This is a genomic window from Streptomyces sp. NBC_01750, from assembly GCF_035918095.1.
Classification (GTDB): domain Bacteria; phylum Actinomycetota; class Actinomycetes; order Streptomycetales; family Streptomycetaceae; genus Streptomyces.
The window spans coordinates 2752502-2775982 of the sequence record NZ_CP109137.1; the positions used below are offsets into that span (position 1 = coordinate 2752502).

Annotated in this window: 24 protein-coding genes; 13 read left to right on the forward strand and 11 right to left on the reverse strand. The window is 71.0% G+C overall.

The genetic code is table 11. The features are described 5' to 3' along the window. Positions 1-40: 40 nt before the first annotated feature. Positions 41-1207, forward strand: a complete 1167-nt coding sequence (locus tag OG966_RS12390) for a hypothetical protein (protein WP_326649623.1) — start codon at positions 41-43, stop codon at positions 1205-1207. A 116-nt stretch (positions 1208-1323) separates the two neighbouring features. Then, the gene (locus tag OG966_RS12395; protein ID WP_326649624.1) at positions 1324-1497 is read left to right on the forward strand and encodes a hypothetical protein; all 174 of its coding nucleotides are present in this window, start codon (positions 1324-1326) and stop codon (positions 1495-1497) included. A gap of 106 nt (positions 1498-1603) precedes the next feature. Here the strand turns inward: OG966_RS12395 and OG966_RS12400 are convergent, their stop codons facing one another. The 3 genes from OG966_RS12400 to OG966_RS12410 are packed head-to-tail and all read right to left on the reverse strand — an operon-like array spanning position 1604 to position 4548. Then, complete coding sequence (locus OG966_RS12400) at positions 1604-2545, reverse strand: 3-oxoacyl-ACP reductase (protein ID WP_326649626.1); 942 nt, start codon at positions 2543-2545, stop codon at positions 1604-1606. Positions 2546-2555: 10 nt separating this feature from the next. Further along, positions 2556-3641 (reverse strand): Zn-dependent alcohol dehydrogenase, encoded by a 1086-nt coding sequence (locus OG966_RS12405; RefSeq protein ID WP_326649627.1) that lies wholly within the window; start codon positions 3639-3641, stop codon positions 2556-2558. 28 nt (positions 3642-3669) lie between these two features. Next, positions 3670-4548 (reverse strand): MaoC/PaaZ C-terminal domain-containing protein, encoded by an 879-nt coding sequence (locus OG966_RS12410; protein WP_326649628.1) that lies wholly within the window; start codon positions 4546-4548, stop codon positions 3670-3672. A gap of 265 nt (positions 4549-4813) precedes the next feature. Between OG966_RS12410 and OG966_RS12415 the strand changes: the two genes are divergently transcribed. Genes OG966_RS12415 through OG966_RS12430 form a run of 4 tightly spaced genes read left to right on the forward strand, consistent with a single transcriptional unit; the run spans position 4814 to position 8404 of the window. Beyond that, positions 4814-5746: an ABC transporter ATP-binding protein gene (locus OG966_RS12415; protein WP_326649629.1), complete on the forward strand. Its 933-nt coding sequence runs from the start codon at positions 4814-4816 to the stop codon at positions 5744-5746. Next, the gene (locus tag OG966_RS12420; RefSeq protein ID WP_406732245.1) at positions 5743-6462 is read left to right on the forward strand and encodes an ABC transporter permease; all 720 of its coding nucleotides are present in this window, start codon (positions 5743-5745) and stop codon (positions 6460-6462) included. Before OG966_RS12415 ends, OG966_RS12420 begins: the two co-directional genes overlap by 4 nt. 11 nt (positions 6463-6473) lie before the next feature. Then, positions 6474-7736 carry a sensor histidine kinase gene (locus OG966_RS12425; protein ID WP_406733891.1) on the forward strand — a complete coding sequence of 421 codons (1263 nt, stop codon included), beginning with the start codon at positions 6474-6476 and terminating at the stop codon, positions 7734-7736. 35 nt (positions 7737-7771) lie between these two features. Beyond that, positions 7772-8404, forward strand: a complete 633-nt coding sequence (locus OG966_RS12430) for a response regulator transcription factor (protein WP_326655171.1) — start codon at positions 7772-7774, stop codon at positions 8402-8404. A 122-nt stretch (positions 8405-8526) separates the two neighbouring features. On the opposite strand, the gene OG966_RS12435 is transcribed toward OG966_RS12430, so the two are convergent. The 3 genes from OG966_RS12435 to OG966_RS12445 form a co-directional block, all read right to left on the reverse strand. Further along, positions 8527-9966 (reverse strand): MFS transporter, encoded by a 1440-nt coding sequence (locus OG966_RS12435; RefSeq protein WP_326649631.1) that lies wholly within the window; start codon positions 9964-9966, stop codon positions 8527-8529. A 64-nt stretch (positions 9967-10030) separates the two neighbouring features. Beyond that, positions 10031-11221 carry a lipid-transfer protein gene (locus OG966_RS12440; protein ID WP_326649632.1) on the reverse strand — a complete coding sequence of 397 codons (1191 nt, stop codon included), beginning with the start codon at positions 11219-11221 and terminating at the stop codon, positions 10031-10033. Positions 11222-11232: 11 nt separating this feature from the next. Next, positions 11233-13395, reverse strand: a complete 2163-nt coding sequence (locus OG966_RS12445; protein WP_326649633.1) for an acyl-CoA dehydrogenase — start codon at positions 13393-13395, stop codon at positions 11233-11235. Between the two features lie 121 nt (positions 13396-13516). Between OG966_RS12445 and OG966_RS12450 the strand changes: the two genes are divergently transcribed. The 5 genes from OG966_RS12450 to OG966_RS12470 all read left to right on the forward strand — a co-directional run bounded on the left by OG966_RS12450 (position 13517) and on the right by OG966_RS12470 (position 17648). Next, on the forward strand, positions 13517-14167 hold the full coding sequence (locus OG966_RS12450; RefSeq protein WP_326649634.1) for a class I SAM-dependent methyltransferase: 651 nt from the start codon (positions 13517-13519) through the stop codon (positions 14165-14167). A gap of 23 nt (positions 14168-14190) precedes the next feature. Beyond that, positions 14191-15153 carry an N-acetylmuramoyl-L-alanine amidase gene (locus tag OG966_RS12455; RefSeq protein WP_326649635.1) on the forward strand — a complete coding sequence of 321 codons (963 nt, stop codon included), beginning with the start codon at positions 14191-14193 and terminating at the stop codon, positions 15151-15153. A 147-nt stretch (positions 15154-15300) separates the two neighbouring features. Continuing rightward, positions 15301-16119 (forward strand): hypothetical protein, encoded by an 819-nt coding sequence (locus OG966_RS12460; RefSeq protein ID WP_326649636.1) that lies wholly within the window; start codon positions 15301-15303, stop codon positions 16117-16119. Between the two features lie 120 nt (positions 16120-16239). Continuing rightward, positions 16240-17250, forward strand: a complete 1011-nt coding sequence (locus OG966_RS12465) for an LLM class F420-dependent oxidoreductase (RefSeq protein ID WP_326649637.1) — start codon at positions 16240-16242, stop codon at positions 17248-17250. A gap of 104 nt (positions 17251-17354) precedes the next feature. Next, a complete protein-coding gene (locus OG966_RS12470; protein WP_326649638.1) occupies positions 17355-17648 on the forward strand; it encodes a hypothetical protein in 294 nt (97 codons plus the stop codon). Positions 17649-17738: 90 nt separating this feature from the next. On the opposite strand, the gene OG966_RS12475 is transcribed toward OG966_RS12470, so the two are convergent. From OG966_RS12475 to OG966_RS12485, 3 genes are all read right to left on the reverse strand, one after another. Further along, the gene (locus tag OG966_RS12475) at positions 17739-18815 is read right to left on the reverse strand and encodes a prenyltransferase (protein ID WP_326655172.1); all 1077 of its coding nucleotides are present in this window, start codon (positions 18813-18815) and stop codon (positions 17739-17741) included. Between the two features lie 2 nt (positions 18816-18817). Continuing rightward, complete coding sequence (locus OG966_RS12480) at positions 18818-19552, reverse strand: class I SAM-dependent methyltransferase (RefSeq protein WP_326649639.1); 735 nt, start codon at positions 19550-19552, stop codon at positions 18818-18820. Positions 19553-19751: 199 nt separating this feature from the next. Then, positions 19752-21077 carry a glycosyltransferase family 4 protein gene (locus OG966_RS12485; RefSeq protein ID WP_326649640.1) on the reverse strand — a complete coding sequence of 442 codons (1326 nt, stop codon included), beginning with the start codon at positions 21075-21077 and terminating at the stop codon, positions 19752-19754. A 199-nt stretch (positions 21078-21276) separates the two neighbouring features. On the opposite strand from OG966_RS12485, the gene OG966_RS12490 reads away from it, so the two are divergent. Beyond that, positions 21277-21909 (forward strand): TetR family transcriptional regulator, encoded by a 633-nt coding sequence (locus tag OG966_RS12490; RefSeq protein ID WP_326649641.1) that lies wholly within the window; start codon positions 21277-21279, stop codon positions 21907-21909. Between the two features lie 374 nt (positions 21910-22283). Then, positions 22284-22859: a response regulator transcription factor gene (locus OG966_RS12495; RefSeq protein ID WP_326649643.1), complete on the forward strand. Its 576-nt coding sequence runs from the start codon at positions 22284-22286 to the stop codon at positions 22857-22859. A 90-nt stretch (positions 22860-22949) separates the two neighbouring features. Here OG966_RS12495 and OG966_RS12500 read toward each other — a convergent pair whose 3' ends face one another. Both OG966_RS12500 and OG966_RS12505 read right to left on the reverse strand, forming a co-directional pair. After that, positions 22950-23099, reverse strand: a complete 150-nt coding sequence (locus OG966_RS12500; RefSeq protein ID WP_326649645.1) for a hypothetical protein — start codon at positions 23097-23099, stop codon at positions 22950-22952. Between the two features lie 145 nt (positions 23100-23244). Then, positions 23245-23478, reverse strand: a complete 234-nt coding sequence (locus OG966_RS12505; protein ID WP_326649646.1) for a ferredoxin — start codon at positions 23476-23478, stop codon at positions 23245-23247. Between the last annotated feature and the right edge of the window lie 3 nt (positions 23479-23481).

Below are 23481 nucleotides of genomic sequence, written 5' to 3' on the forward strand. Positions count from 1 at the left end.
AGTGCGATACCTAGCTTCAGTCACCGGAGGTGACGTGCCGATGACAGCCTGTGCCATCGAGACCGCCACGGAGGACGGAACCGTGGGGAGTCCGGGATTCACGATGACCACGGACGGGACCTACGCGGCCCGGCTGGCGGGGGGCGGAGATGCCCTGTTCCCCGAGCGGTGGACGCTCGACGGACCCGAGCCCTATGCGGTGCCCCTGCCGCTCGGCCAACCGGAGGAGCGCGACGCCGAGGTGCTGCCGCTGGCCGACGGGCGGGTGCTCATCCGGCGGCGGGTGGCGGGCAGGCATGCCTTCTCGCTGCTGTATCCGACGGGGCCGGGGACGGGCGAACTGCCGCTCGGCTGGATCGAGTCGGCGCAGCTGACGCTGCTGCCGCCGTCGCCGGACGGTGTGTGCGCCTACGCTCTGGCGCCGGGCGCGAAGTCCAGCTCGATCTGGCTGGTTGCGGGCGGCGCGTACGGACCCGAGCATGTCGCCGAGGTGCCGGGGCGCTGCTCGGGCGGGGTGTGGCTGGACGGTACGGGGCGGATGCTCGCCCTGGACCGGCAGTGGGACGAGGGTCCGGTCAAGGCGGTGGCGGTCGATCTGGAGCGGGGCGGGGAGGTGACGCCGCTGCTGCAGATCACCGAGGAGAGCGACGACCGGCTGCTGCTGGCGGAGCCGGACAGCGGACTGCTGCTGATCCGCTCGAACGCGCCGGGCCACGGCCGGCTGGGCTGGGGGGTGCTGGGGAGTCTGCGGCCGGTGCGCTTCCCGGAGTGTCTGCGGCTCGCGGACTGCGCGGTGACGCCGTTCGCCGTACAGCCGGGGCAGGCGCTGATGCCGGAGAGCTGCGCGGTGGCGCTGCGGATCGACGGGGCGGCGGGGAGCTGGCTCGGCCTGTGGCGCCCTTCGGGCCGACGGCTGCATCAACTGGCCGCGCCGGACGGGTGGTTGGCGGGTGCCGGGCTGTGGAGCCGGGAGGGGGTGCTGCAACTGCCGTACGCGACCGGGGCGGTGCCGTGCGGGGTGGCGCGGATCGACGGGCCGGCGGACCTCTTCGTACCTGATGTGACTGACGGCAGGGCGGTGGTCACAGAACCGGCACAAGCGGAACGCGCAGGTGAGGAACCGTCCGGGGACGTGGGGACTCCTGTTGTGTGCAGGCCGGTTCCTTTGCAGCAGGCGCCTCTCACCGGGCGTACGGCCCCTGATTGAATTCTGGGGCCGGGCTGCTCACCGCACCGACCGTACGCCGGCGGTGACGGGTTCGTAGGTGTGGGCGGGGGCCCTGCGACACGTAATTCAGCGATCACGACGGGGTGACTTCCCACATGTCTGAAGCCCGAACCGACACGACCCAGGAGCGTCCGCACGGTGCGGCCGCCGTCCAGGCCGAAGCCGGCGGCGCCGGAAAGCACCGGGGCGGTGCGGCCACGACGGAGGAGTCTGCGACTCCGGCGCACGGGCGGCACCGCCGTCCCGGGGAGGTAGGCAGCGCGGTCTGACGCGGAGCCCCGCGGCTCCGCCCCGGACCCCGCTCCTCAATCGCCGGAGGGCTGAAACCGAGCCCGTCCGGCGATTGAGGACAAGCCGGCCGCCGGACCGGCCCGGTCACCCCCGCCTGAGCCCCAGAACCTCCGCCGCCGCGAACGTCTCCCCCGGTGGCCGGTCCGCATAGTGCGGGGTGAGCAGCGCGTCCAGCTCGTCGTAGCTGAACGCCTCCTTCGATGTGTCGAACTTCGCGGCCACCCTGGGCCGTTCGACGATCGCCACCATGCCGCCGTGCACGACGAGCAGCTGGCCGTTGACCTTGGCCGCCGCCGGAGAAGCCAGATAACCCACCAGCGGGGCGACGTGTTCCGGCGCCAGCGGGTCGAGCCCGCCGTCCACCGGTTCCGCGTAGCCCGCGAAGACGTCCTCGGTCATACGGGTCCTGGCCCGCGGGCAGATCACATTGGCCGTCACTCCGTACTTGCCCAGCGCCAGCGCCGTGGACGTGGTGAGGCCGACGATGCCGCCCTTCGCCGCCGCGTAGTTCGGCTGTCCCGCGGAGCCGGCGAGGAATGCCTCCGACGACGTGTTGACGATCCGGCCGTAGACCGGGCCGCCCGCCGCCTTGGAGCGCTCGCGCCAGTGGACGGCCGCGAAGCGGGTCGTGTTGAAGTGACCCTTGAGGTGGACCCGTACGACCGAGTCCCAATCCTCCTCGCTCATGGAGAAGACCATCCGGTCGCGCAGGATGCCCGCGTTGTTGACCAGGATGTCGAGCTTTCCGTGATGGGAGACGGCCAGCTCGACAAGCTCGCGGGCCTGCTCGAAGTCGGAGACGTCCCCCTGGTGGGCCACGGCGGAGCCGCCCGCCGCCCGGATCTCGGCGGCGACCTCCTCGGCCGGCGCGGCCGAGGCCTCTCCGGACCCGTCACGGCCGGGCCGGCCGAAGTCGTTGACGACGACGCTCGCGCCGAGCCCGGCCAGTTCCAGCGCTTCCGCGCGGCCGAGGCCGCGGCCCGCCCCGGTGACGATCGCGGACAGGCCCTCCAGTGGCAGAGACATCCGGTTCCCCTCAGATTTCGATGCAGGTACGCAGCGCCTCGCCCGTGCGCATCTGGGCCAGCGCGTCATTGATCTCCGCGAGCCGCACCCGGTGGGTGATCAGCCCTTCGAGATCGATCCGGCCCGCGCGCCACAGGGCGATGGCACGCTCGTACGAGGTGAGTACGTCCCCGCCGCCGTACATGGACGGCAGGATCCGCTTCTCGTCGAAGAACAGCTCGAACATGTTGAGCTGAAGGAAGTCGTCCGTGGCGCCCGCGCCGACGATGCACAGGGTGCCGCCGCGCCGGGTCGTCTCGTACGCGGTGCGGGCCGTCGCCGACCTGCCGACGACCTCGAAGACGTAGTCGAAGCCCTCGCCCGCGGTGAGCTGCTGTTTGGCGTCGGCCAGCTCATCGGGCGAAACGGCCTCCGTGGCACCGAACTTGAGGGCTGCCTCACGTCGGCTCGCGACCGGGTCGACGGCGACGATCCGGGCCGCGCCCTTGAGCCTGGCGCCCTGGATCGCGGAGATACCGACTCCGCCGCAGCCGATGACGGCGACCGAGGAACCCGCCGCGACATCAGCGGTGTTGATGGCCGCGCCGAGGCCCGTGGTCACTCCGCAGCCGATCAGCGCGGCGATGTCGAAGGGCACATCGTCGGGGATCGGTACGGCGCAGCCCGCGTCGACGACGACCTCCTCGGCGAAGGTGCCGGTACCCGCGAAGCCGAAGACGTCGGAAGGGCTTGCGCCGGAACGCCTGAAGTTGGGGGTGCCCGCGTTCATGAAGCCGGCGAGACAGAGCTGGGTCTGGCCGCGTTTGCAGGCGGGACAGACACCGCACGCGGGCAGCCAGCACAGCAGCACCCGGTCGCCCTGCTTGAGGCCGCTCACACCGTCGCCGACGTCGATGATCTCGCCGGCGCCCTCGTGCCCCGGGATGAAGGGCGCGGGCTGCGGCAGCACGCCGTTCATCGCGGAGACGTCGGAGTGGCACAGTCCGGTGGCCCGGACCCGGATCTTGACCTTTCCGGGGCCGAAGCCCACCGCCTCGATGTCGTCGAGGACTTCGAGCTTGTCCTGCCCTGTCTCGTGCAGTACGGCTGCGCGCACGGTGCGGCTCCCTTCAGGAGTGATCGGCTCAGAAGTGATCGACAATGGTGTCGGCGAGGACCGGCGCGTCGTCCCTCTCGACGGCCGTCACCGAGACCTGGACGCGGGCCGGTTCGAGACAGCGCCACATCCTGATGCGCAGGGTCTCGCCGGGGAAGACCACCCCGGCGAAGCGTGTGGAGTACGAGCGGATGCGGGTGACGTCCCCGCCGAGCATCGTGTCGACGACCGCCTTGAGCGTCATGCCGTACGAGCAGAGCCCGTGCAGGATCGGCCGGTCGAAGCCGGCGAGCTCGGCGAACTCGGGGTCGGCGTGCAGCGGGTTGAAGTCGCCGGAGAGCCGGTAGAGCAGTGCCTGGTCCTCGCGGATGGCGCGCTCCACGGTCCTGTCCGGGTCGCGGCCGGGGAGTTCGATGCGCCGGGAGGGGCCGCGGTCGCCGCCGAAGCCGCCTTCTCCGCGTACGAAGATCTGGGCGTCGCTGGTCCACAGCGGGCCCTTGTCGTCGGCCGCTTCGGAGCGCAGGACGAGGATCGCGGCCTTGCCCTTGTCGTAGACCGCCGCGATCCGGGAGGTCGATACGGCCCGGCCTTCGACCGGGATCGGCCGGTGGATCTCGACACTCTGTCCGCCGTGCAGTACGGATGCCAGGCTGATGTCGAGGCCGGGTCCGGTGAGCCCGCCGATGACGCCCTTGCCCGCGCCGGCGACGGTGGCGAAGCTGGGCAGCACATGCAGCTTCGACTCGAGGGTGTAGCGCAGTTCGTCGGGGTCGGTGGCGGGTCCTGGCGCGCCTTGGAAGGAGCCGGCTCCGAGGCCGAGGTGGTAGAGCAGGACGTCTTTGTGGTCCCAGCCGATCTCGGCGCTGCGGGGTTCCGCGGCGACGGCCTTGGCGGCATCAATGGGCATGAGGATGCTGCTCCTTGAGGAGTGGAAGACCTCGGCGCGGCCGTCCGCACCGTCGGCCGCACCGAGGTCGCACGGGACCGGCCCCGGCGCCCGTTCTAGAACGCGTTCTAGGCCGATGGCCCCCTATGTATAACGCAGGCCCCAGCACTTGTGAAGACTGCTGACGCCATGTCAGGAGCGGTCGCTCACCCAGGACATTTGTCACTGCCGAGTGCGTACATGCGCATCTGCCGGGACCCTGTGCCCGCTCCGTAGCGTGATCCACATGACGCAGACGCAGTTGCAGACGACAGACAGCGAGGCGGCGGTGAGCTTCGCGGGGGCGGCCAAGGTCTTCGGCGACGTGCGCGCCGTCGACGGCATCGACCTCGGCATCCGGCGCGGCGAGACGGTCGCCCTGCTCGGCCGCAACGGCGCGGGCAAGTCCACCGCCATCAGCCTGATGCTCGGCCTGAACGACCCCGACGCCGGCCAGGTCCGGCTCTTCGGCCGCACCCCCGAGCACGCGGTGAGCGGCGGACGTGTCGGCGCGATGCTCCAGGACGGCCGCCCGATCCCCCGGGTGACCGTGCGCGAAGTGGTCACCTTCGTGGCCGCCACCTACCCGCGGCCGCTGCCTGTCGCCGAGGCGCTGGAGCTGGCCGGGCTCACCGAACTCGCGGACCGCCGCGCCGACCGGCTCTCCGGCGGCCAGGTCCAGCGCGTGCGCTTCGCCGTCGCGCTGGCCGGCAACCCGGAGCTGATCATCCTCGACGAGCCGACCGCGGCACTCGACGTCGAGGCGCGGCACGCCTTCTGGAGGTCGATGCGCGGCTACGCCGAGCGCGGCAACACCGTGCTCTTCTCCACCCACTACCTGGAGGAGGCCGACGACAACGCCGACCGGATCGTCGTCGTCGACCACGGCCGGATCGTCGCCGACGGCACGAGCGAGGAGCTCAAGCGCTCGGCCGGCGGCAATCTCGTCTCCTTCGACCTGGCGGGCCGCAGCACCGAGGGGCTCACCCTGCTTCCCGGCGTCGTCTCCATGGAGGTACGGGGCGACCGTGCCCGGCTGCGTACGGACGACTCGGACGCGACGGTCGTCGCACTCGCCGAACTGGGCGCGATCCGTGGCCTCGAAGTCGCCCCGGTCTCGCTCGAAGACGCCTTCCTCGCCCTCACCTCGGCCTCGCCCGAACTGGAGACAGCCCGATGATCATCGCCTACCTCAAGCTGGAAGTACGCCGCACGCTGCGCGACACCGGATTCGTCATCTTCGGTATCGGGATGCCGGTGATGATGTACCTGCTCTTCACCAACCTCGGCGAGAACGCCGCCGAGTGGAAGACCGCCTCCATGGTCGGCATGGCGGCGTACGGAGCGCTCGGCGCGGCCCTGTCCACCGGCGGAGGGGTGGCCGAGGACAAGGCACTCGGCTGGCTGCGGCAGCTGCGGATCACGCCGATGAGCCCGCGCCAGGTCGTCACCGGCCGCGCGCTCACCGGCTCGGTGACCGTGCTGCCCGCGATCGTCGCCGTCCTCGCGGCCGGCGGTCTGCTCAACGGCGTACGGCTGGATGCCTGGCAGTGGGTGGCACTCAGTGTGCTGCTCTGGCTCGGCGCACTCCCCTTCACGCTGCTGGGGCTCGGCAACGGCTACCGGCTCTCCGCGCAGACGACGGGCGTGGTGAACATGGCCTGCAATCTGGGGCTCGCGGTCGTCGGCGGACTGTGGTTCCCGGTGGACCTGTTCCCCGGCTGGCTGCGCTCACTGTCGCAGTACACCCCGGCCAACCGCTTCGCGGACCTGGGCTGGTCGACGACACTGGGCCACGCGCCCGGCCTCACCACGGTGATGGTGCTGCTGGGCTGGCTGCTGGTGTTCGGCTCGTACGCGGTGATCTCATACCGTCGGGCCGCGAGGACGGCATGACGGGAGCGACGATGCGCGGGAAGAGCGAGTGGTACGCCGGGTACACCGCGCGGATGGACGCCTGGAAGGCCGACTGGTGCGGACAGAAGGCCGAATGGCGGACTCGCAGGAAAGCCGGGCAGCGAGGGGCCGAGGAGATGGGCCCGCCCAACGGCTTCGCGATGCTGCCGTGGCTGCTGATGGGAATGGGTGCCTTCTCCAACCTCCTCCAGGGCAAGACCCCCAACCCCTGGATCGGCGGCATCGGTCTGCTGGTCTTCAACTCCCTCTACATCTCCGTGGTGTTCCGCGCCTTCGTCAAGGAGGCACGGGAGGCGCCCTCCACCCGCTGGCTGCTGGTGGCGATGACCGCGGTCACCTGTGGCCTCGCCATCGGGTACGGCGGCAGCTGGCTGCTCTTCTTCCCGCTCCTCGGCCTGGCCGTCGGCTCGGTCGTGCGGGGCCGCAGGCTCGGCCCGACCGTGCTGGGGCTGAGCGCCCTGGCCGGGGTGATCGCCGGGGTGCGGGACGGGTGGGGTGCGGTCAATGTCGCGTACGGGACGTTCATCTCCGGCATGGTGACCGCCGCCATCCTCGCCCTGTCCGAGACCGTGCGTGAACTCCGGGACACCCGGCAGGAGCTGGCCCGTACCGCCGTCGAGAAGGAGCGGCTGCGCTTCTCCCGCGATCTGCACGATCTGCTCGGCCACACCCTCTCGGTGATCGTGGTCAAGTCGGAGGCCGCGCGCCGCCTCGCCCCTCGCGACATGGACGCCGCGATCATCCAGATCACGGACATCGAGTCGGTGGGCCGCCAGGCCCTCACCGAGATACGCGAGGCGGTGACCGGCTACCGCGAGGGGAGCCTCGCCACCGAACTGGACCGGGCCCGCTCGGCGCTCACGGCGGCAGGCATCGAACCGGTGGTCCGTCAGTCGGGCCCGCCGCTCGAACCGCAGACGGCGGCGCTGCTGGGCTGGGTGGTCCGCGAGGCGGTGACCAATGCCGTACGCCACAGCGGCGCGGCCCGCTGCGAGATCGCTCTGGAGGGCGCCCAGGACCGGGTCCGCCTCACGATCACCGATGACGGCCGCGGATCCCCTGTCGACTCTGTCGCCGCCACCCCGGGCGGCACGGGTCTGAAGGGCCTGACGGAACGCCTCTCGGCCGCGAGCGGCTCGTTGGAGGCGGGCCCGTCGCAGCGGGGCGGCTTCCGGGTCCGGGCGGAACTCCCCGTGGACGAGGTGCGGCAACAGCGGGAGCAGCAGGGAGCGGAACCTGTGCAGGTCGAATGAGCCCTGGTCGGACATACCCTTACGCCGTGGAAGAGATGCCCCCGGATCACCGGCCCGCCAAGTCCGTTCGCGTCCTCCTCGCCGAGGACCAGGGCATGATGCGCGGCGCGCTGGCGCTGCTGCTGGGACTCGAGGAGGACATCGAGGTGGTGTCCCAAGTCGGCCGTGGTGACGCCATCGTCGATGCCGCGCTCGTCTCGCGGCCCGATGTGGCACTGCTGGACATCGAACTGCCGGGACGCAGCGGTCTTGACGCGGCAGCCGATCTGCGGGACGAGGTTCCCGACTGCCGGGTGCTGATCCTCACCACCTTCGGCCGGCCCGGCTATCTGCGCAGGGCGATGGAGGCCGGGGCCGCCGGATTCCTGGTCAAGGACGGTCCCGTCGAGGAGCTGGCCGAGGCGATCCGGCGGGTGCTCACCGGGGAGACGGTGATCGACCCGGCGCTGGCCGCGGCGGCGCTGAGTGCGGGGCCGAGTCCGCTCACCGCGCGCGAACGGGATGTACTGAACGCCTCGGTGGACGGTGCGACGGTCTCCGACATCGCGGCGGCCCTGCATCTGTCCGAGTCGACCGTGCGGAACTATCTGTCGTCGGCGATCGGCAAGACGGGCACGCGCAATCGCATGGAGGCGGTACGGGCTGCCCGTCGGCAGGGCTGGCTGTAACCGGGGGCTCCGCCCGAACATTCAAGCCCGGCGATTACCGGGGGCGCCGCCCGAACATTCAAGCCCGTCCGGCGATTGAGGACACGCCCGAAGGGCGTACGGGGTCGGGGGCGGAGCCCCGGCTACGACTCCGTACGCCGCGGCAGCCACAGCACCATCAGCACAGCCGCCGCCAGCAGCAGCCCCGTCCCCGTACGGAACGCCAGCGCATAGCCGGCCGTCAGCGCCTCCGGATCCGTGCCGCCCGCCGTTCGCGCCGCCGCGACCGTGGACAGAACGGCGAGGCCCAGGGCGCCGCCCATCGTCCGCGAGGTGTTGATCAGCCCGGCGACCAGGCCCGCGTCGCCCGGCTCCGCGCCCGATGTGGCGAGCGAGGCGAGGGGCGTCGCGGCGAGTCCGACGCCGGCCATCATCAGAATGCCGGGGCCGAGGATCGAGGTGAGGTACGTGCCGTCGGCGGTCATGGTGGTCTGCAGGCCGAAACCGGTCGCGGCGACCAGCGCGCCGATGACGGCGACGTTCCTGGCACCGGCCCTGGCCATCAGCCGGGGCGCCAGCTTCGAGCCGACGATCACGCTCAGCGAGCTCGGGATGAGCGCCAGACCCGCCTGGAACGGCGTGTAGCTCAGCACATTCTGCGCGTACACCGTCATGAAGAACCACATCGCGAAGGACGCCGAACCGCAGACCAGCATCGCCACGTTCGCCGCGGAGACCGCCCGCGACCGGAACACCTTCAGCGGCATCAGCGGCGCCGCGGTCCGCTTCTCCACCGCCAGGAAGACCCCGAGCACCGCAAGCCCGCCGATCAGCGGCAGCAGTGTGGCGGGCGCGGTCCAGCCCGACTCCTCGGTCTGCACGATGCCGTAGGCGACCGCCGCGAGGCCGCCGGTGACCAGCACCGCGCCCGGCAGGTCGAGCCGGCGGCCGTCGCCCGCCCGGCTCTCGGTGAGCCGGATCGCCGCACCCACCAGTACCAGAGCGCCGAACGGCACATTGATCAGCAACACCCAGCGCCAGGACAGCAGATCGGTGAGGGCGCCGCCGACGAGCCCGCCGGCCGCGCCGCCCGCCGCGCCCACCGCCGTCCAGGTGGCGATCGCCCGGGCCCGCGCGGGGCCCGGCGGCACGGCCGCCGTCACGATGGTCAGGGTGGCCGGGGCGAGCACGGCCGCGCCCAGGCCCTGTACGGCGCGGGCTGCGAGCAGCTGCCAGCCCTCCTGTGCGAGCCCGCCGGCGACGGACGCGGCGGTGAACAGGCCGAGCCCGACGAGGAACATCCGCTTGCGGCCGAAGATGTCCGCGGCCCGGCCGCCGAGCAGCATGAAGCCGGCGAAGGCGATGGAGTACGCGTTGAGCACCCACTGCAGGCCGGTCGTGGAGAGCCCGAGGTCGGCGCGCATCGAGGGGAGCGCGACATTGACCACGGACACGTCGAGGACGACGAGGAACTGGCCGGCGCACGCGGCGAGAATCACCGCCCAGGTACCTGAGGACCGGGCGGCGGATGCCGGTATGAGGGGCTGCTGGACGTCCGAGGAGGCTTGGGCCATGACGGTCATGGTCGCAGCCGCCCGGCGGTCCGTACATCGGGAAATCGATGTACGGACCGGGGGCCCGCCGGACCTAGGACCTCCGCAGCAGTGTGACGACCGCGGCCCCGCCAAGCCCGATGTTGTGCGCGAGCCCGATCCGCGCCCCGTCCACCTGCCGCGGACCCGCCTCGCCCCTCAGCTGCCGCACCAGCTCGGCCACTTGGGCCAGCCCGGTGGCGCCCAGCGGATGCCCTTTGGAGATCAGGCCGCCCGACGGGTTGACCACCCATCGTCCGCCGTAGGTCGTCGCACCGCTCTCCACCAGCTTTCCGGACTCGCCGTCCGGGCACATGCCCAGCGCCTCGTAGGTGAGCAGCTCGTTGATGGAGAAGCAGTCGTGCAGCTCCACGACGTCGACGTCCTCGATGCCGAGTCCGGAGCTCTCGAAGACCTGCCGACCGGCCGCCCGGGACATCGGCTTGCCGACGACGTCGATGCAGGAGCCGGAAGCGAAGGATTCGCCGGTGTCGGTGGTCATCGACTGGGCCGCGATCTCCACGGCCTTGTCGTGGAGGCCGTGCTGGACGACGAAGCGCTCGGAGACGACGACCGCGGCGGCCGACCCGTCGGAGGTGGGCGAGCACTGGAGCCTGGTCAGCGGCCGGTGGATCGTCTTCGCCGCGAGAATCTCGTCGACCGAATAGACCTCCCGGAACTGGGCGTCGGGGTTGTTCGCCGAGTGCTTGTGGTTCTTGGCGGCGACGGCGGCGAGCTGCGCCTCGGTGGTGCCGTACCGCTCCATGTGCTCGCGGGCGGCGTTGCCGAAGATCTGGGCGGTGGGGGGACTCGACTCGAAGCCGTGCCCGGCGGCCATGACGCCGTAGTGCCGGGCGACGGGTGAGGTCTCCAAGGCGCTGCCGTCGGATCCCGCGCCGAGCGCCCCGCGGGTCATCTTCTCGAAGCCCATCGCCAGTACGCAGTCGCTGATACCGCCCTCGACGAACTGCCGCGCCATCATCAGCGCCGTCGAGCCCGTCGCGCAGTTGTTGTTGACGTTGTAGACGGGCACGCCGGTCAGATCGAGTTCGTACGCGGCCCGCTGGCCCGCCGTGGATGCCTGGAAGCAGTAGCCGACGGGCACCTGCTCGACGAGGTCGTACGAGATCCCGGCGTCGGCCAGCGCCTGCGTCCCCGCCTCCTTCGCCATGTCCCAGTACTGCCGGTCACGCGTCTCGGGCTTCTCGAATTTCGTCATCCCGGCGCCGACGATGTAGCTCTTCATTGCGTACTCCTTCAGTCCCGCGGGAGGCCGAGGATGCGCTCGGCGACGACATTGAGCTGGACCTGCGTGGTGCCGCCCGCGATGGTCAGACAGCGCGACATGAGGAAGCCGTGCACAGCCCGCTCACCGGCTCCTTCGCACAACGCGCCCTCGGGGCCGAGCAGTTCGAGACCCAGCTCGGCGACCTTCTGCTGATGGGAGGTCTGGAGGAGTTTGCGTACGCTCGCGCCCGCCCCCGGCTCCAGGCCCGACACCTGCTGCAGAGTGGTCCGCAGGCCGATGCAGGCGAGCGCGTGCGCCTCGGCGGCGATGGCCCCGATACGGGACCGACAGGCCCCGTCAGCCTCGGGCGCCCGCGCGATCAGCGCCTCGAGTCCCGTGTCGAAAGTCAACTGGTCGGCCATGTGCACGCGTTCGTTGCCGAGAGTGTTGCGGGCGACCTTCCAGCCGTCGTCGACCTGCCCGACCACGGCGTCGTGCGGGAGCAGCGCCCCGTCGAAGTACACCTCGTTGAAGAGCGACTCCCCGGTGATCTCCTTGAGCGGCCGGATGTCGATCCCCTCGGTGTTCTTCATGTCCACGAGGAAGTACGTCAGTCCCTGGTGCTTGGGAGCCGCCGCATTCGTTCGGGCGAGCAGGATCCCGTAGTCGGCCCACTGCGCGGCGCTCGTCCACACCTTCTGGCCGGTGATCCGCCAGCCGTCGCCGGTCCGTTCGGCCCGTGTGCGCAGCGACGCCAGATCGGACCCGGCGTCCGGCTCCGAGAACAGCTGGCACCACCGCAGCTCGCCGCCCAGGGTCGGCCCCAGGAACCGCTCCCGCTGCGCCGGACTCCCGTACGCGATGAGCGAGGGCACCACCCAGGTCGCGATCCCGAGGCCGCCGGTCTTCACCCCGGCGGCCCGCAGCTCCTCCTGTACGACGAGCTGCTCGACGGGTCCGGCGCCGCGGCCGTACGGCTTCGGCAGATGCGGGGCGGCATACCCGGTGGGGGCCAGAGCCCGGCGTACCCCAGCGGGATCGAGACCCCGCACGCCCTCGGCCGCCGCCCGCGCCGCACCCCGGTACCTCTGCGCCTCCGCGGGCAGCTCGAGACGCAGCTCGCGCCGCGCTCCCCGTGCCGCGAGCCGCACGGCCCGCAGCCGGTGGCTGTCGCCGGGTCCCAGCAGCTGACGCGCGACAAGCGCCCGCCGCAGATACAGATGCGCGTCGTGCTCCCAGGTGAAGCCGATTCCGCCGAGTACCTGGATGCAGTCCTTGGCGCAGCTGTACGCGGCGTCCAGCGCGCTTCCGGCGGCGAGCGAGGCCACCAGGCCCCGTACGCCCGGGTTCTCGTCCACCGCGCGCGCCGCGTCCCACGTCAGCGCCCTCGCCTGCTCGACGCGCACCAGCATGTCGGCGCAGAGATGCTTGATCGCCTGGAACCGCCCGATGGGCTGCCCGAACTGCTCGCGCACCTTCGCGTACTCCGCGGCGATCTCCAGCGACCGTGCCGCCACCCCGCAGGCCTCCGCCGCGAAGAGCACGGCGGCCAGATCCCGTACGAGCGCGGTGTCGACCGTGAGGACCCGCGGCTGCGGGACGACGACTCCGTGCGCCGCCACCTCGGCGGTCGGCCGGGTCGGATCGGCGCTCTCATGGGCGCGTATCGCGAGCGCTTCCGCGTCCACGGCGGCCCAGACCGTGCCGTGCGCCGTCTCCGTGGCGAGCAGCAGCAGATCGGCCTGCGTTCCCGCGAGGACGGGCGGTGCGGTCCCGTCGAGCAGATAGCCGCCGTCGACGGCGACGGCGGTGAGCGTGCCGGTCCCGAGCGCCACGGCACCGATCCGCCGGCCGTCCGCGAGCGCGGCGACGAGTTCGTCCCGGCCCGAGCGCCGCAGTATCTCGGAGGCGAGGACGCTCACGAGATACGGCCCCGGCAGCACGCCCCGTCCTGTCTCCTCCAGAACGACGGCCAGATCGAGGAGCGTGCCGCCTCCGCCGCCGTACTCCTCGCGGAGATGCACGCCGAGGAGCCCCTGCTCGGCGGCGCCGTCCCAGTGGCCGGGGCGGCCGACCCCGCTGGAGGGCACATCGAGATGTTTGCGCACCTCTTCGGGCGGCACGGCGCGTGCCAGCCAGCCGCGTACGGACCGGGCCAACTCCCGCTGCTCCCGCGTGATTCCGATGCCCATGGGCGGCAGACTAGAACACGTTCCAATCTGATGGTAGGTCAGACGACGGCCTTCCTGTCCGTGCCGCGCACGGGATACGGCACCATGGGCGGCCAGGACACCTGTACGACCTGGAGGAACCATGGCCGCCGCGCCCAAGCCGGAGACCCTCGCCGCCTTCGAGGCGGCCAAGGGCTTCATGCCCGTGACCGAGGGCCTCGCCCTCTACGCGGCCGCGGCGGAGGCGGGCGCGCTCGGGCTGCCGCTGCTCGAGGTGGGCACCTACTGCGGGCGCTCGACCATCCTGCTCGCCGACGCCGCCCGCGAGGCGGGCACGACGGCCGTCACGGTCGACCACCACCGGGGCAGCGAGGAGCAGCAGCCGGGCTGGGATTACCACGACCCGAGCGTCGTCGACCCGGAGGTCGGCGAGATGGACACGCTGCCGACCTTCCGCCGCACCCTGCACAAGGCCGGCCTCGAGGACCACGTCATCGCCGTCGTCGGCCGCTCCCCGCAGGTCGCGAAGATCTGGGGCACACCGCTCGGCCTGGTCTTCATCGACGGCGGCCACACCGACGAGCACGCGGGCGGCGACTACGAGGGCTGGGCGCCGCATGTCGCCGACGGCGGCCTGCTGGTGATCCACGACGTCTTCCCCGACCCGGTCGACGAGTGGACCGGTCAGGCCCCGTACCGCGTCTACCTCAGGGCACTCGCGTCCGGCGCGTTCACCGAGGTCTCGGTGACCGGCTCACTGCGCGTCCTGCGGCGTACCGGAACGGGGATCTGAGCGGCCGGGCTAGCATCGCGAGGGTGTCGTACGACGAGAACTGGCCTCCCACACCGCCGCGCCGCTCCGGCCGCGGCAATCTCACGATCGCGATTGCCGCGCTGGTGCCGACCGCGCTGGCGGGCTGGCTCGTCTGGGAGTCGATGAGCGGCCCGGACGAGAACGAGCCGCCGAAGGCGCTGCCGAGCCGGTCGGCCGCCGTCGGCAAGCCCGCTCCTCCGGCCACTCCGTCGCCGTCCGCCAGCTCCACCACCGCCTCGCCCTCGCCGTCGCCGTCGCCGTCGCCGTCGAAGGGAAAGCCCGGAGCGTCGGGACCGCTCGCCGGCAGGGTGGTGGTCGTCGACCCAGGACACAATCCCGGCAATTTCCAGCACACGAGCGAAATCAACAAACTCGTGGATATCGGAACCAATCGCAAGGAATGCGACACGACGGGCACGTCCACCAACGCCGGTTACACCGAAGCCGAATTCAGCCTCGATGTGTCACAACGTCTTCGCACGCTGCTCGAGAAGCAGGGCGCGACGGTGAAATTCACTCACACCGACGACCGGCCGTTCGGCCCCTGTGTGGATGAACGGGCACGCATCGGCAACAAGGCCGGGGCCGATGCGGTGATCTCCATTCACGCCGACGGCTCGGCCACCGGCAACCGCGGCTTCCATGTGATCCTTCCGGCCCTGGTCAAGGCGGGTGCGGCGGACACCGCGAAAATCGTCGGCCCCTCGCGCGACCTCGGCGAGCGGATCGCCGGAAAGTTCGTACGCGCGACCGGCAGCGCGCCCTCCAACTATGTGGGCGACGGAACGGGGTTGGACGTACGCGAGGATCTCGGCGGCCTCAACCTGTCCACAGTGCCCAAGGTGTTCATCGAATGCGGCAATATGCGTGACCCGAAGGATGCCGCTCTGCTGACAAGCTCCAACTGGCGCCAGAAAGCGGCACAGGGAATGGCGGACGGCATCAGCAGCTACCTCGACCGGTAACTCCTGCACCCGGCAGACGGCCGGATCGGGCAGACGATAGATTCACCTCTACGATGGGGAGTCACCCCCGAGCTCCGTGCCGTGCACACCGCCGCAACGGCGGCAGCGACGACCGCCCCGATGACACGACCGACGAAGGACTTTTACGTGAACATCCGCTCCCTCACTCGAGGCGATGGCGTGGTGATCGGAGCAGCGGTGTTGCTGTTCATCGCCTCGTTCCTCGACACGTTCGACTGCTCCGGCAGCAACTGCGACGGCGTGCCGAACGCCTGGGACAACGGTTCCCTGCTCCTGGGTGTCTACTTGGCCGGCATCATCGGCGCCGCACTGATCGTCATTTCGCGCGGGCTGCCGCAGCCGCCGAAGGTCATCGGGCTCGACCTCGGCCAGCTCGGCGTCGCCCTGACCGTCTTCACGGCGTGGAGCTCGCTCGGCGCGATCTTCGACCCGGCGGGCTCCCTGGATGTCGGCAGCAGTGTCGACGCCGGCACCGGCCTCATCCTCGGCTTCATCGCCGCGCTCGTCCTGGCCGCCGGTGCGGTCTGCTCGCTCATCGTCCCGGCATTCAAGGCCCCGCTCCTCGGCGCCCCGAAGCCGGCCGCGCAGCCGTACGGCGCGCAGCCCGGTATGGCCGGCGGCTACGGCTACCCGGGTGCCCAGCAGCAGCCCTACGGCGCGCAGCCCGGCCAGCCCCAGCCCTACGGCGCCCAGCCGGGCCAGCAGCAGTCGGCCCCGGCCGCGCCGCAGAACGCCGGTGGCGCCTCGGACTTCACGCCGTTCTGGTTCGCGGTGCCGGTGGCCCGTCCGCTGTACGGCGAGGACGGTTCGCCGACGCCGATCGCCGAGCTCGCTCCCGGCACCTGGTACCTCGCGGTCGAGCAGCGCGGTCCCGGCCTGGTGGCCCAGACGCAGGACGGCCGTCGTGGCGTGCTGCAGGACACCTCGGGCATCCAGCGCGGCTGACGCACACCGCGCAAGCGGCTGCGCAAACGGTCCGCACAGCGGCCCCTCGCCCTTCCGGGCGGGGGGCCGCCGACGTACCCTGACGAGTCGTCAGAAACGTATCGCTGGAGGGGACACGGCATGCGACTCGGACTCGCTCTCGGCTACTGGGGCCGCGGCCCCGACCCCGCCCATCTCGATCTCGCGCGCGAGGCCGAGCGCCTGGGCTACGACTCCGTGTGGACGGCGGAGGCCTGGGGTTCCGACGCCTTCACCCCGCTGACCTGGATCGCGGCGCACACCACCCGGATCCGACTCGGCACGGCGGTGGCGCAGATGGCCGCCCGTACGCCCACCGCCACCGCGATGCACGCACTCACCCTGGACCACCTGTCCGGCGGCCGGATGATGCTCGGACTCGGGCTGTCGGGGCCGCAGGTGGTGGAGGGCTGGTACGGCCGGCCGTTCCCGAGGAGCCCGCTGACGGCGACCCGCGAGTACGTCGATGTGATCCGCCAAGTCCTCAGGCGCGAGGCCCCTGTTGAACTGGCGGGCCGCTTCCACTCCCATCCGTACCGAGGAGAGGACGCCACCGGCATCGGCAAAGCGCTCAAGCCGATCACGCATCCGCTGCGCGCCGGGCTGCCGCTGCTGCTGGGCGCGGAGGGTCCGAAGAACATCGCCCAGACGGCGCGTATCGCCGACGGCTGGCTGCCGCTGTACTGGTCGCCGATGCGCACGGACGTCTACGAGGCCTCGCTCAGCGGCATCTCCGACGGGTTCATGATCGCGCCGATGGTCCGCTCCACGGTCTGTGCGGATGTGGCGGAGGGCCTGCTGCCCGTGAAGGCGATGCTCGGCTTCTACATCGGCGGTATGGGCCACGCGGCGCGGAACTTCCACGCCGATCTGATGGCCCGGATGGGCTTCGAGTCCGAGGCCCGCCGTATCCAGCAGCTGTTCGCCGACGGCCGCCGCGACGAAGCCGTCCATGCCGTCCCCGACGCCTTCGCCGACGAGATCTCGCTGGTCGGTCCGCGTGAGCGGATCGCGGAACGCCTGGAGTTGTGGCGCAAGGGCCCGGTCACGGACCTGCTGGTGACCGCTCCGGACCCGCACACCCTGCGCGTCCTGGCGGAGCTGAACTCCTAGCCCCGCTCCGCGTCTGCGCCGGGCGATTGCCGCCTGCCACCATGCGGAAGCATCCGGAAGAGCCTGAATGGTTTCACACGCTCACAAGCGGTAACCCGATGCCCATGAGTCCTCGTCATCACAACGGAACGAATCAGGCCGCGACGGTCATCATGATCGTTGCCGATGTCATGGCCGTCATCCTCGGCCTCTGGATCCTGATGTACCTGCTGGACGCCAACCGCGCCAACGACCTGGTGAACTTCGTCCAGGACACCGCGCGCTGGCTCGCCGGCTGGTCCTACGACCTGTTCACCTTCGACGAAGCCTGGGCGCGTGTCGTCGCCGGCTACGGCCTGGCGGCGGTGGTGTACCTCTTCATCGGCCACGCGGTGGCGGGCCGGCTGCGACGCCACTAGAGCATGTCCTCGAGCGCGGCGCCGAGGGGCTGACATTGCCCCTCGGCGCTCGAGGAGGCGCGGCCCGGGGCGGAGCCCCGTCTCCGGCCCCTAGCAGCAGTCGGGAACGAGCCCCTTCGGCAGTCGCTCCCCGCTGAAGACCGCGGTGGTCGCCTCATCGCCCCCGAGGGCGGCCACCGCCAGCAGCAGCGAACCCGCTGTCCAGGTGGTGAGTTCCTCCGGCCACATGGCCCGGTCTCCCTCGAAGACGTACCCCGTCCAGTACATACCGCCCTCGGCGCGCAGATGCTGGATGGACTGAAGGATCTCCAGCGCCCGGTCGGACTCGCCCATCACCCACAGCGCCAGGGCGAGTTCGCAGCTCTCCCCGCCGGTCACCCACGGGTTGGGCAGCACGCACCGTACGCCGAGGCCCGGTACGACGAAGTCGTCCCAGCCTTCCTCGATACGGGACTTGGCCTCCGGGCCGGTCAGCGCACCGCCGAGGACGGGGTAGTACCAGTCCATCGAGTAGCGGCTCTTGTCGAGAAAACGCTCGGGGTGCCGGCGGATCGCATGCGCGAGGGCGCCCGCCGCAAGCTCCCAGTCGGGTTGCGGCTCCTCGCGCTCCTCGGCGATCGCCAGCGCGCAGCGCAGTGCCTGGTGGACCGACGAACTACCCGTCAGCAGCGCGTCATTGACCGGTGTTCCGTCCGCCTCCCGCTTCCAGCCGATCTGGCCGCCGGGCTGCTGCAGCGCCAGTACGAACTCGATCGCGGCGAAGACGGCCGGCCACATCCGGTCGAGGAACATCTCGTCGCCGGTGGCCAGGTAGTGGTGCCAGACGCCGACGGCGATGTACGCGCAGAAGTTGCTCTCACGGCCGCGGTCGGTGGGCCGGTCCGCCTCGCCGTCGTGGTACGCGGCGTACCAGGATCCGTCCGCGTTCTGATGCCGCCTCAGCCATTCGTAAGCGCGGGCCGCGGCCTCGTGCTCGCCCGCAGCGTCCAGCGCCATGGCCGCCTCGGTGTGGTCCCACGGGTCGAGGTGATGCCCTCTGAACCACGGGATCGCGCCGTCCTCGCGCTGCAGGGCGAGTATCCCGGCAACGGTCTCGAGGGCTTCCTCCGATGTGAGGACCCCGGGCAGGACAAGGTGTTCTGTACGGCCGGGGCCGCTCCTGGACACAGTCACTTGGCGGCCACTGCGGGCAGGTGCGGCTTGGTCGCGTACGCCACGAAGCTCTTGCCGATCAGCGGGTTGAGCGCCTGCTCGGCGAGCCGCGTGGCCAGCGGCTTCTTCATGATGTCCCAGACCAGCAGCTGGTGGTACGCCTTGACCGGCAGGGCCTTGTCGTTGTCGACGCCGAAGGCGCACTTGAGCCACCAGTAAGGCGAGTGCAGCGCGTGTGCGTGGTGCGTGCCGTACGGCTTGAGGCCGGCTTCCTTCATCTTGCCGAGCAGCTCGTCGGCCTTGTAGATACGGATATGGCCGCCCTCGACCTCGTGGTATGCGTCGCTCAGCGCCCAGCAGATCTTCTCGGGGCCGTAGCGCGGCACCGTGACGGCGATCCGCCCGCCGGGCCTCAGCACCCGCACCATCTCGGCCAGCACACCCTTGTCGTCCGGGATGTGCTCCATGACCTCGGAGATGATCACGACGTCGAAGGATTCGTCGGGGAACGGCAGATTGAGTGCGTCGCCCTCCATGGCCGTGGCGGTGGCACCCTCCGGGGCCTCCCCGGCCTCCTTCATCGCGGCGAACCACTTCGCGACCTCGCGGATCTCCTCGCCGTTCTGGTCGAGGGCCACGACCTGCGCACCGCGCCGGTAGCACTCGAACGCGTGCCGGCCTGCGCCGCAGCCCAGATCGAGCACGCGGTCGCCTGCGGCGAGCGGGAAGCGGGAGAAGTCGACGGTCAGCACGAAGACCTGCTTTCGCGGTCGGGGGTTCGAGTACGCGGGTCCGCAGTGCGGTCCGGATTCGTGAGCCTGCGGCCCACACTTATGGCCGCGGGGCGGCCGGGACTCCGGGCCGCGGAGGGGGCCGGTGCCTGTGGCGCGGGGCGCAGGGGATGCCGGGAACCGGTACCGGCCCGGGCACGCCGCGCCTGGTGGAGGCGGGTCACCGGGCGGCCCCCCGCGCCGCGGACCGGGGCTCGCGGGTGGCGATCGCCTCGCGGTAGTGCTCGGCCGTACCGATCGCCGCCTGCCTCCAGGTGAACCGCGCCAGCACCCGCTCCCGGCCCGCCGCCCCCAGCCGTACGCGCAGCGCCTCGTCACTCAGCAGCCTGCCCAGAGCCGCGGCGAGCGCACCCGCGTCGCCCGGCGGCACGGCCAGGCAGGTCTCCCCGTCCGGGCCCGCGACCTCGGGGATCGCGCCGCCGGTCGTGGCGAGAAGCGGTGTGCCCGTCGCCATCGCCTCCGCGGCGGGCAGCGAGAAGCCCTCGTACAGCGATGGCACACACGCGATTTGCGCACTGCGCACCAGGTCGACCAGTTCGGCGTCGGAGATGCCCTTGACGAACTCGACGGCGTCCTCGAGGCCGTACCGCTCGATCAGCTGCGCGACGGGTCCGTCCTCCGCGCGCTTGCCGACGACGACGAGATGCGCGGCGGGATGCTCCGTACGGACCTTCGCCAGGGCCTCGACAAGATGGACCAGGCCCTTGAGCGGGACGTCCGCGCTGGAGGTGGTGACGATCCGGCCGGGGATCTCCGCGACCGCCGGATTTGGCGAGAAGAGGTCGGTGTCGGCCCCGATATGGACGACATGGACGCGGTCGGCTCGTACGCCGAGGTGATCGACGATCTCCTGCTGCGAGGAACCGGAGACGGTGAGCACCGAAGGCAGTCGGCGCGCGACCCGCTTCTGCATCCGCGTGAAGCCGTACCAGCGGCGTACGGATGCGCGCCTGCGCCAGCCGTCCGCCGCGTCCAGGTCCAGCTGCCGGTCGACGGTGATCGGGTGGTGGATGGTGGTGACCAGCGGTGCGCCGAGGTCGCCGAGCAGCCCGTACCCGAGCGTCTGGTTGTCGTGGATGACGTCGAACTCACCACGCCGCGCGGCCAGATGGCGCCGGGCGCGCAGCGAGAAGGTGAGCGGCTCCGGAAAGCCGCCGGTCCACATGGTCGCGACCTCGAGCGCGTCGATCCAGTCGCGGTACTCGTCGCGCTTCGGCGTACGGAACGGGTCCGGGCTCCGGTACAGGTCGAGGCTGCCCAGCTCGGTGAGCGGCACGCCGTCGTCCAGTACGGGAAAGGGCTGCGCGCCGATCACCTCGACGCTGTGGCCGAGGCGGGCGAGCTCGCGCGAGAGGTGCCGTACATAGACGCCCTGGCCGCCGCAGAAGGGGTTGCCCTTGTAGGTGAGGAGCGCGATGCGCAGCGGCTCGTCACCGCCGCCTGACCTGCCCGTACGAGGGCCGGCCTCTATGGCCTCAGCGGTCACTCACGGCCCCCTTCTCACTGCCTTTTCGCCGGAGCGTAACCGCTCGCGCTAATCTAGAACAAGTTTCAGACTTGATCGCTCAAGGAGCTTCGAATCTACCGGCAGGTAGCGCTGCTGTAAGGGCCGGATCAGGTGATTCGCGCCACGACGGAGGCCCTGCCATGCTGTGCGATCCGGACTCGTGCATGGAACGGGACATATGACAGCCGAAGCCAAGCCGGTGGTGCCCGCGTCGCCGCCCCTGACGGAACGCCAGGAGGCGCGCCGGCGTCGCATCCTGCACGCCAGCGCTCAGCTGGCCAGCCGCGGCGGCTTCGACGCGGTACAGATGCGCGAGGTCGCCGAGTCCTCGAGCGTCGCGCTCGGCACGCTCTACCGCTACTTCCCCTCCAAGATCCATCTGCTGGTCGCCACGATGCAGGACCAGCTCCAGCACATGCACACGACTCTGCGGAAGAAGCCGCCGGGCGGGGACAGCGCGGCGGAACGGGTTGCCGAGACTCTGATGCGGGCCTTCCGCGCGCTCCAGCGCGAACCGCATCTCGCGGACGCGATGGTGCGGGCGCTGACCTTCGCGGACCGCAGCGTCAGCCCCGAGGTGGACACGGTCTCCCGCCAGACCACGGCGATCATCCTGGACGCCATGAGGCTGGAGAATCCGACGCCCGAGCAGCTCTCCGCGGTCCGCGTGATCGAGCACACCTGGCACTCGGCGCTGATCACCTGGCTATCGGGGCGCGCCTCGATCGCACAGGTGAAGATCGACATCGAGACGGTGTGCCGGCTGATCGATCTGACGACCCCGCCCGGGCCGGTCAAGGGCCGGGGCTAGACGGCTTTCGGGCACCGCGCCGGGGCCGGGCCATCAGGCCGGAGTTCGCCGGACACTTCCCGCCACACCGGTGGTCGCGGCCGCCCACCGCGTCCCGCGCACGTCCCTCGCCAACCGGCCGCAGGCGAGCCGGACTCCCGTTCGATCACCCCAGGGGTCTCGAAGGCAACGCGCGTGCGCCGGTGACACACTCCGGGGTTCACGCGCGGTACGTGCGCCCCCCTTGCCCCCTCTTGGCTTGTTCTGCGACTGCATGAGGAGGAAAGCCAGCCAAGAATGTTCGTTCGCGCCGGACGGGGCATCCGGTGAGCGGTGAGCGGTCAACTGATGGGGGACAGAACGTGATCCGGGTACTTCTCGTGCACGATGTCGGTATGTTGCGGTCGGCGCTGGCGGAGAGACTCGCCGGAGAGCCCGACCTGGAGGTCTACGACGCGCCCTGGCGCAGTGCGCCGGGCCGGGCGCGATTACTCCGCCCCGACGTGTGCGCGGTGGACCTGGACTGTTCCGAGTCGTACGGCATCGCGCCGCTCGGCGAGCTGCCGGAAGGCCGGACCGGTACGGGAAGAAGACCGTTGCTGGTCCTTGCCAACGCAAACCGGCCAGGTCCGCTCCGGCGGGCGGTCGAGGCGCACGCCTGTGGTTTTGTCGACAATGAGGGCACGCCCGAGAATCTGATCGCCGCCATCCGCAAGGTGGCCGGGGGGGAACGTTTCGTCGACGACTCACTGGGCTTCGGCTTTCTGCGCGCATCTCAGATTCCGCTGACCAAGCGGGAGTTGAATGTGCTGTCACTGGCCGCCGAGGGAGCCTCGATCACCGACATAGCGAACAGTCTCCATCTGTCCAACGGCACGGTGCGCAACTACATGGCGGCCATCACCCGTAAGACCGGCGCGCGCAACCGGGTCGACGCCATAAGGATCTCCCAGGGCGAGGGCTGGGTGTGAGAACCCTGCGAAGGCCCTGTCGGTTCGCGGTAGCAGGACGAGCGGGCCGGCGGCTCCTCGTGGTGCCGTACTCCGCGTGCGTCCCGTCCATCACCAGCACGCGGCCGGCGAGTCGAGCCGGTCCGGTGCGCGACGACACATCGGCGTGCCGCCGGGCCGGGCGGCGGACATCCGCCCGGCGCGCGCCTCGGCCGCCGGGTCGAGGTGGCAGGTCGCCTTACCGAGCGGCACGAGCCGCACGAGCGGCATGAGGCGCGCGGCGCGGCATGGGCAAGGGCGAGCCGCAGGCAGGCGAGTGCCTACGGTCCACCTCGAAGCCTTCCCGGTCACCCGGCGCGACGAACCCCGGGCCATGGCCCGGCCCGGGGTTCGTCGCGCCGCTCCGCTACTCCTCGGGCGGGAAGACCGGTTCCCCGCTCTCCAGCAGGGTGATGGCGATCGCCTCGACCGGGCAGTTCTCGGCCGCCGCGAGGATCATCTCGTGGGCGTCGGTGTCGGCGTCCCGCGGATGCGACTGCCGGGCCGAGTCGAGTGCGAAACCGTCCGGGGCATGGCTCACGCACATGCCCGAGCCGATGCAGACGCTCCGGTCGACCTCGACGTGCCAGCGGTCTCCCATGAC